At 61.8% G+C, this 7,445-nt stretch carries 7 protein-coding genes and 1 pseudogene; all 8 read left to right on the top strand.

Going from position 1 to position 7,445, the window contains the following annotated elements; genetic code table 11:
- Positions 1-329: 329 nt before the first annotated feature.
- The 8 genes and pseudogenes from rpmH (at position 330) to C3E77_RS15095 (ending at position 7,433) form a co-directional block, all read left to right on the top strand.
- On the top strand, positions 330-467 hold the full coding sequence (gene rpmH / locus C3E77_RS15130) for a 50S ribosomal protein L34 (RefSeq protein WP_010204566.1): 138 nt from the start codon (positions 330-332) through the stop codon (positions 465-467).
- A 28-nt stretch (positions 468-495) separates the two neighbouring features.
- Positions 496-837 (top strand): ribonuclease P protein component, encoded by a 342-nt coding sequence (rnpA, locus tag C3E77_RS15125; RefSeq protein ID WP_108392834.1) that lies wholly within the window; start codon positions 496-498, stop codon positions 835-837.
- A complete protein-coding gene (gene yidD, locus C3E77_RS15120; protein WP_108392832.1) occupies positions 834-1,175 on the top strand; it encodes a membrane protein insertion efficiency factor YidD in 342 nt (113 codons plus the stop codon). The genes rnpA and yidD overlap by 4 nt, the downstream gene beginning before the upstream one ends.
- Before the next feature lie 6 nt (positions 1,176-1,181).
- Positions 1,182-2,138: pseudogene (yidC, locus tag C3E77_RS15115) on the top strand (membrane protein insertase YidC); the annotation flags it as partial.
- Positions 2,139-2,325: 187 nt separating this feature from the next.
- The gene (locus tag C3E77_RS15110) at positions 2,326-2,844 is read left to right on the top strand and encodes a Jag family protein (protein WP_108392828.1); all 519 of its coding nucleotides are present in this window, start codon (positions 2,326-2,328) and stop codon (positions 2,842-2,844) included.
- Positions 2,845-2,983: 139 nt separating this feature from the next.
- The gene (rsmG, locus tag C3E77_RS15105; protein WP_108392826.1) at positions 2,984-3,619 is read left to right on the top strand and encodes a 16S rRNA (guanine(527)-N(7))-methyltransferase RsmG; all 636 of its coding nucleotides are present in this window, start codon (positions 2,984-2,986) and stop codon (positions 3,617-3,619) included.
- A gap of 1,931 nt (positions 3,620-5,550) precedes the next feature.
- A complete protein-coding gene (locus C3E77_RS15100) occupies positions 5,551-6,471 on the top strand; it encodes a ParA family protein (protein WP_108393448.1) in 921 nt (306 codons plus the stop codon).
- Positions 6,471-7,433, top strand: a complete 963-nt coding sequence (locus C3E77_RS15095; RefSeq protein WP_108392824.1) for a ParB/RepB/Spo0J family partition protein — start codon at positions 6,471-6,473, stop codon at positions 7,431-7,433. The genes C3E77_RS15100 and C3E77_RS15095 overlap by 1 nt, the downstream gene beginning before the upstream one ends.
- Positions 7,434-7,445: the final 12 nt, after the last annotated feature.

Below are 7,445 nucleotides of genomic sequence, written 5' to 3'. Positions count from 1 at the left end.
GATTCCCTTACGAAGTTATTCACAGAGTTATCCACCGGACGTGCCAAAACGCGCGGATCTGTGGGGAACCGCACCGGTTGGGCTGGGGATAACTATTCCCTCACGGTAACCAATCACCGTGAAAGGCCCAAATTTACCGCAGAAAACGGCCCGCGTGTCAGAGAGTCCTGCCTGTGGAAACTGTGGATAATTGTTCTTTTGCGCTTCGCCGGTTTGACCACAGGAGTCGCAGGACGTAGGTTTAATCAGTTGACTTCTGCCCTCGGGCACCCAATTCTCCCTGCGTGCGATCAGCTGCAGTGGAAATTCCAAACGTGGAGTGAGAAATTATGAGCAAGAGAACTTTCCAGCCGAACAACCGTCGTCGCGCCAAGGTGCACGGTTTCCGTCTGCGCATGCGTACCCGCGCCGGCCGCGCCATTCTCGGCGCTCGTCGCCGCAAGGGCCGTACCGAACTCTCCGCCTAGTCCCAATCGCTTCTCCCCTGTCGTCATCGTGCTCGCTCAAGCGCAACGCATAACGAGCGCGGATGACTACAAACGGGTAGTACGCAGGGGTCGACGGGCTGCGGGCACGAGCTGTGTCACGTACCAATTGATGAACCCGAACGGCGGCACTCCGCGGTTCGGGTTCATTGTTGCAAAAACCGTAGGAAATGCCGTGGTTCGCAATCGGACTCGTCGCAGGTTGAAGGCGATCGCGCACGACCTTGCTCCTGAGCTTCCTGAGGGCGCGGAATTTGTCTTTCGGGCGCTCCCGCCGGCCGCGGTCAGTGACTTTTCCGCTTTGAAAGCGGAGCTCCAGCACAGCACGGCGAAGCTGGTGGCGCGATCATGACCGGCGTCGCTGTTAACGAGTCCGGCGTTTCGGGCCTGGCCCACGGCATCCTGTTGATGCCGCGTAACGCCGCCGTCGCTGCATTGATTGCTTATCGCACAGTCATTTCACCGCTTTATGGGGAAGTCTGCAGGTACTATCCCTCTTGTTCGGCCTACGCGATGCACGCCATACAGCAGCACGGTGTGACGGTCGGTTCGGGGCTTGCCGCTCTGCGGATCGCCCGGTGCCATCCGTGGGCCGCAGGTGGCGTCGATGATGCACCACTGAAAAAGAACTTCCGATACTCCGTTACCCCGCGTGGTTTCGTTGTAACAGCCGGCCACCGAAAGGGCTAACCCCGCATGGATCTCCTGTCGATCATCCTCTGGCCGCTGAAGTGGGTAGTGGAACTCATCCTCGTGGGCTGGCACTCGCTGTTCGCCTTCCTGGGGATGGCGCCGGAAGACGGCCTCACCTGGGTCCTTTCGATTGTCGGTCTGACGGTTGTCGTGCGCGCGGCGTTGATCCCGCTGTTCGTGAAACAGATCAAGAACCAGCGACGGATGATGGAAGTCGCCCCCCAGCTGAAGAAGATCCAGGACAAGTACAAGGGAAAGAAAGACCAGTTCAGTCGCGAGGCCATGAGCCGCGAGACGATGGAGCTGTACAAGAAGACAGGCACAAACCCGCTCGGGTCGTGCCTCCCCCTGCTCGTTCAGATGCCCATCTTCTTTGCACTGTTCTCGGTGCTGAACGACTCGCAGACCGGTAAATCCGGAGTCGGACCCCTGAACGAGGCCCTGTCTGAGGAGTTCGGTTCCTCATCGCTGTTCGACTTCGCGCCCCTGCACATGAGCTTCTCTTCGGCGATGAGCGCTCCGGGCGGTCCAGAAACCGGCGTGATGATTGTCGCCGCGATCATGGTCGTGCTGATGACGGCATCCCAGTTCATCACTCAGCTGCAGATCGTCTCGAAGAACATCTCGGAAGAGACCAAGGCGAGCCCGATGTTCAAGCAGCAGCGCATTCTGCTCTACATCCTGCCCTTCGTCTTCCTGTTCTCCGGCTTCGCGTTCCCGCTCGGTGTCATGTTCTACTGGCTCGTCTCGAACATCTGGACCATGGTGCAGCAGTTCATCATCATCAGGCAGATGCCGATGCCAGGTACCGAAGCAGCGAAGGAGCGCGAGGAGCGCCTTGCACGCAAGGGAAAGCTGAAGCCCGCCGAGTCCGGTGAGGGCGACACCCTGGTCATCGAAGAGAAGCGTCCGGCGCAGCGCCAGCAACCCATGGGCAAGAACCGCGCGAAGAAGGTCGCGGCGAAGCCGAATGCCGGCGGAGCCAAGCCGGTGAATCCGGCCAAATCCGGTAACCCAGCCAAGGCAGCGGGGGCGAACGCGACGGGTCAGATGCCGCCGAAGGCACAAACCTCACCGTCCAAACCCGCCGGCAGCACTGATCCGGCGTCCGGAAGCCAGTCCCCCAAGAACAATGGAAAGTAGTTCGATGAGCGACGTAATTCACGACCCCGCAGATGTCGAGGTTATTCGGAACGACTCCCCCACAGCATCGCAGCTCGAGGAAGAGGGCGACGTTGCGGCCGACTACATCGAGGAGTTCCTCGACATCGCCGACCTCGACGGCGACATTGACATCGACGTTCGTAACGGTCGGGCGTACGTTGCAGTGACTGCGAGCGAAGGCAGCAACATCCGCTCGCTGTCCAAGCCCGACGTGGTCAATGCCCTTCAGGAGCTGACGCGCCTCGCCGTGCAGAGCAAGACCGGCCAGTTCTCTCGCCTCATCCTCGACATCGGTGGGTCGCGTGACGCGCGGCAGGCGGAACTCACCGTCCTGGTGGACAGCGCGATTGCTCAGATCGAGGCCGGTGCGAGCTCCGCTGCACTTCCCCCCATGTCGAGTTATGAGCGCAAGCTCGTGCACGACGTCGTGTCAGAGCGGGGTTTCACGTCCAACTCGCAGGGTGAAGGCCGCGACCGACACACGGTGATCACCCGCGCCTGAGAGCGAACCGAGGTCGGTTCGCGCTGCGAATTGTCGGCTGCAGTAGACGCCGCCGGTAAACGTCGATGCATTGCCGGATTGAGACAGTGCGACCCGCGGGGGTGCCGAAACGCCCCGATAAGCCGAAGAGGATTACCCGATGACTGAACCGCTGCTCGAGCAGGAACCTGCTTTCGCTGCCGATGTGCTCGGAGACCGCCTCGACGTAGCCCGGCAATTTACCCAGAACCTCGCGCAGCATGGTGAAGAGCTTGGTCTGATCGGGCCGCTCGAGCTTCCACGACTGTGGACGCGCCACGTGCTCAATAGTGCACTGGTGGCGCCTCTCCTGCGGCCGGGCCTGGTAGGCGACGTGGGTTCCGGAGCTGGTTTGCCGGGAATCGTCCTCGGGATTGCGCGTCCCGACGTGCAGTTTGTTCTCATTGAGCCGATGGAACGTCGGGTTGCTTGGCTGAATGATCAGGTCGACCAGCTTGAGTTGAGCAATGTGACAGTTCTGCGTGCCCGTGCTGAAGATGTGGACCTCGAGACACCACTGGATCAGGTGACCGCCAGGGCCGTCAGTGCGTTCCGCAAGCTGCTCCCACTCACCGCTCCCTTGTTGCGTGACGGTGGTGAGCTCGTGCTCATGAAGGGCGCGAACGCTGAGGCGGAGATCGCTGCCGCGCAGAAGGAAATGCGTAAGTACAAGGTGACCGACGCCCGGGTCGAGGTCCTCGGTGAAGGACTCACCGAGGATGTCACGCGTGTGATCCTCGGAACCGTTCGCGGTTAGGTCCCGCGCGGCCGATCCGTCGGCATCCCTGGGTTGACGGCCAGTCCGAGCGTTGCCGAATAGGTCTGTTCAGCTCGCTCAGAGCGATCCTAAGCTCTTGTCCGCGCGATCGGACGCGGTATTCTGAGCCGATTTCGGGCTGAAACCGGCCGGAACGGGTCGTGTTTCACGTGAAACACCGCCGCCGTCGATCGTTGGGGATCGAACTCAGACAACACAGGCCCTTCGTCGGTTCGGGTACGGGCCAGCCAATTCACGCGCCGGGTCCAGAACGTGAGCTGTTCCGAGATCCGGAATCGTCGTAGTTTCGTTGTCGGCTTATGTGCCGCTCCCGCGCGATGCAGGCGTGAGGCTGAGGCCAGGCAGCAATTGGCATGAACAGGTCCTGTCCTGTCGCGGTGCTGGTGAGAAGCGCCGGTCTCGGAATCGGCTTGGCAGAGGAGTCGGTTGTCGTGGGGCCCACGAAGTAGCAGCAGTCCGGCACTGTTCCACTGCGGGATGTTATGTTTCACGTGAAACCGGGCGATTGCTCCTCCGGCGGTGCTGCTGAGACTCGCTTCGTGCACTCCATTGCTGCATGGCTCCCCTGCTCTCCGGGTCAGCTTGTCCCCCCGCTTGCCTGCTCGTATCCGCGCCGGGTTCATTCCGCGTACCGGATTCCCCGCCGTGCGCGCCGTGGCGCGTGCGCGGAAATGGTGGACATACTGTTCTCTCGCTTTTTGCCCGCCGGCTTCTGTGATTCACGCCCGTATCTCCTGTCGGTCCCGGTGTCCGCTGACGCTGCTGCAGGCTCACACGACGCAACAGTTTCACGTGAAACATCGAGCGGCAGTGGCGGGGTCTGGCCCACGAAACTCCGGTCGCGGTGAATATCGCGTCCCGCCCGGTCGGCTCATCGGTCCCACCAGTATTGAGAGCTCGCACATAGTGATCCACGAGTGCCTGGGCTGCGCCGAAAGGGTCGATCTCGCCTGTTCCTTGCGAATCAGCACTGGGATACGGTGTGCTCGAGAGTTCCTTCCGCCGCCGTTGCGAAGAAATCAGTGGCGAAAGAGGGTGTTTCAGCGCTGTGGGAGCCATCCTAAGCGCGATTCGCAGACCGCGGCCAGGCCCTTTTTGAAGGTTTTCGTCGGGAAACCCGGACCGGGATGGCCTTTCGCGTCGGTCGACTAAGGCGCCGCCGCCTTTCCGTCGCGCGCGGCGGCGCACCTGCTCGCGATGGTAAGTGGCAATGCGGCGAGCGTATGGGTGGAAGCGTGCTCCAGATACACGCTCGGGCTGGCTGACCACGGCGTGGGTGAGCTTGGGCATGCTTCACGTGAAACAGTGAACGTGATCGGGTCAGCGGTAGCCGGCTTCTCGAGAACGCTGAAACGGAAGGCCACGTGACGTGGTCGGCGCCCTTCCCGGGACTCCCCTGCCGTTCGTTCCCTGGAGCGACTCCACTTCGCGTGGAGTGACTCGAGCACCCCTGGCGACTGCCACTCGTGATTGTTTCACGTGAAACATGTGCCCAGTGTCGACGGCCGCGGCCGCGGCCGCGGCCTCGGCTCGACGCGGCTCCAACCTTCCAGCATGGGCTGGTGCGCCAGATCACACGGTCCGCCGCTCCGGGACGAAAGGCCCCCAACGGTTAACGGAGTAAGTATCGCCACCGGGACGGGCGTGCGTGGCGGACGGAACCCGCGGTCCGGTTGACCTTGCCAGTGAAGTTTCACGTGAAACATCCCGGAGGCCGAGCTCTCTGCGGAACGGAGACCCGCGCATTTCAGTCCCGAAACTGCGACAGGCGCACGAGCAAACGTGCCGAAACGACATGGTCAGGTACGGTGGAAATCACGACAGGACGGAGCACGTTTCACGTGAAACATCCCCACACAGAAGGAGAGTCGGTGACGCACTCGCCCACCGCAGATGACTCATCGCCACTCATGAGAGAGATCCTCGATCTCACTCACCGACGCAGGAATCTGGCAGAAATAACCGTCCCCAAGCCCGCAAATACGCGGATCTTCACGGTTTCCAACCAAAAAGGCGGCGTGGGTAAGACCACGACGACCGTGAACATCGCGGCATCCCTCGCCAAGCTGGGAGCACGGGTTCTTGTCATCGACCTCGACCCACAGGGCAACGCGTCGACCGCCCTTGGTGTCGACCACCACGCGGACATCCCCAGCATCTACGACGTGCTCATCGACGACTTCCCCCTGGCGGATGTCGTACAGCAGAGTCCCGAGTTCGACACACTTTTCTGTGCACCGTCGACGATCCACCTCGCTGGCGCTGAGATCGAACTCGTATCCCAGGTGGCCCGCGAGCACAGGCTCCGCACCGCGCTTGAGCAGTTCGTGCGGGAGTCTGAGGAGACTTTTCACTACGTCTTCATCGACTGCCCGCCCTCCCTCGGCCTGCTGACGATCAACGCTTTTGTTGCGGCACGAGAGGTCCTCATCCCCATACAGGCTGAGTATTACGCGCTTGAGGGCCTGAGTCAGCTGCTGAACAGCATCCGGATGATCCAGAAGCACCTGAACCCGCCTCTTACGGTCAGCACAATTCTGCTGACGATGTTCGACACTCGAACCAACCTGGCACACCAGGTCGCTGACGACGTGCGCGCCCACTTCCCCGCTGAGGTTCTCAAGACGATCATTCCGCGCGCGGTCCGCATCTCTGAAGCTCCCAGCTTCGGCCAGAGCGTGATCAGCCACGACCCCAGCGGCGTCGGTGCGATCTCGTACCTCGAGGCCGCCACCGAAATTGCGACGCGGGAGGCGGAGCGCGAGCGCGCGGCCCGTGAGACCGCGGACGAGAACACAAACGAACTGCTTACTGAAGGAGCACCACGCTAATGGCCGTGAAAAGAACTGGCCTCGGCCGCGGGATCGGATCCCTCATTCCCACGACGACACAGGAAATGACCGAAAACGGTCGCCCGGTCGACGTGTTCTTCCCGCAGACCAACCCCGCACGCACCACCGAAGACCCGGATCTGGTCACGGTTCCCGGCGCCAGGCTCGCCAATCTTGACCCAGCGGACATTATCCCGAACGCGGCACAGCCCCGCACCAATTTTGATGCAGACGACCTCGCGGAACTGGTGCACAGCATCCGGGAGGTTGGTGTCCTCCAGCCGATAGTTGTGCGACCGCACCAGTCGAAGCGTGGCAAGTTCGAACTCATCATGGGCGAGCGTCGCCTCAGGGCCACAAAGGAAGTAGGCCTCGCCACTATCCCCGCCGTGGTCAAGGAGACCGCGAACGAGGACATGCTGCGCGATGCGCTGCTCGAGAACCTGCACCGCTCCAACCTGAACCCGCTGGAAGAGGCATCCGCCTACCAGCAGTTGCTTGCTGACTTCGGCATCACCCAGGACGAGCTCGCAACGCGAATTGGCCGGTCACGGCCACAAATCACCAACACGATTCGCTTGCTCAAGCTCCCGGAATCGATTCAGTCCCGCGTCGCCGCAGGAGTTCTGAGCGCGGGCCACGCCCGGGCGATCCTCTCGCTGGTCGAGCCAGAGCTGATGCTTCGGCTGGCGGAGAAGATCATCAACGAGGACCTCTCGGTGCGCGCGGCGGAGGCTGCTGCAGCGCAGATTCAGGGGCAGGCTCCCAAGAAGCCGAAGCCGGTCGGCGGAACGCGCCACGCTCACCTCGAAGAGGTCGCGGATCGACTGGGTGACCGGTTGAACACCAGGGTCAAGGTCAACCTCGGAGCAAGAAAAGGCCAGGTCACGATCGAATTCGCAACGATTGGCGACCTCAACCGCATCCTCGCCGAGATCGGTGAACCCAGCTATGGAGCGTAACCGTTGCGCTGC

This window comes from Mycetocola zhujimingii, from assembly GCF_003065425.1.
Taxonomy (GTDB): Bacteria; Actinomycetota; Actinomycetes; order Actinomycetales; family Microbacteriaceae; genus Mycetocola_A; species Mycetocola_A zhujimingii.
The sequence above is the reverse complement of the archived record's forward strand: the minus strand, read 5'-3'. Positions and strand labels throughout refer to the sequence as shown.

Coding starts and splice junctions, on each gene's coding strand:
- rpmH (WP_010204566.1), top strand. CDS start 330: ATGAGCAAGAGAACTTTCCAGCCGAACAACCGTCGTCGCGCCAAGGTG.
- yidD (WP_108392832.1), top strand. CDS start 834: ATGACCGGCGTCGCTGTTAACGAGTCCGGCGTTTCGGGCCTGGCCCAC.
- C3E77_RS15110 (WP_108392828.1), top strand. CDS start 2,326: ATGAGCGACGTAATTCACGACCCCGCAGATGTCGAGGTTATTCGGAAC.
- rsmG (WP_108392826.1), top strand. CDS start 2,984: ATGACTGAACCGCTGCTCGAGCAGGAACCTGCTTTCGCTGCCGATGTG.
- C3E77_RS15100 (WP_108393448.1), top strand. CDS start 5,551: ATGAGAGAGATCCTCGATCTCACTCACCGACGCAGGAATCTGGCAGAA.
- C3E77_RS15095 (WP_108392824.1), top strand. CDS start 6,471: ATGGCCGTGAAAAGAACTGGCCTCGGCCGCGGGATCGGATCCCTCATT.